This window comes from Isoptericola croceus (assembly GCF_029382255.1).
Taxonomy (GTDB): Bacteria; Actinomycetota; Actinomycetes; order Actinomycetales; family Cellulomonadaceae; genus Isoptericola; species Isoptericola croceus.
This window is the reverse complement of record NZ_JARLLG010000514.1, coordinates 1-255: the sequence shown is the minus strand read 5'-3', so window position 1 is coordinate 255 and position 255 is coordinate 1. Positions and strand designations below refer to the sequence as shown.

At 56.5% G+C, this 255-nt stretch carries 1 protein-coding gene; it reads left to right on the top strand.

The genetic code is table 11. From position 1 onward, the window contains the following. The coding region (locus PZC42_RS24995; protein WP_277214333.1) for a hypothetical protein at positions 1-255 on the top strand (255 nt) is incomplete at both ends.

The following is a 255-nucleotide window of genomic DNA, read 5'->3' as shown; positions in this document are numbered from 1 at the left end:
GGGCCTGACGTCGTATTGCTTGTAGCGAAAGCCGCTTCTCTAGCACCATGGTTCCCTCATCATCTCCAGCGAGACATCTATCTCTCCCTCCTCCACCTTGACCCTCCGGCCTCCTCTTCGAAAGAGAAGAAGGCCCCTGCTGTCCCGGAGACGGTCCTCAAGGCTGCGCTGCTGCGGCGTGCGACAGAGGATATTAACCGCGTCATGATGATTCGGAATCAAAATCCGGCATTGGCGATGCTGTTGCAGATGTGT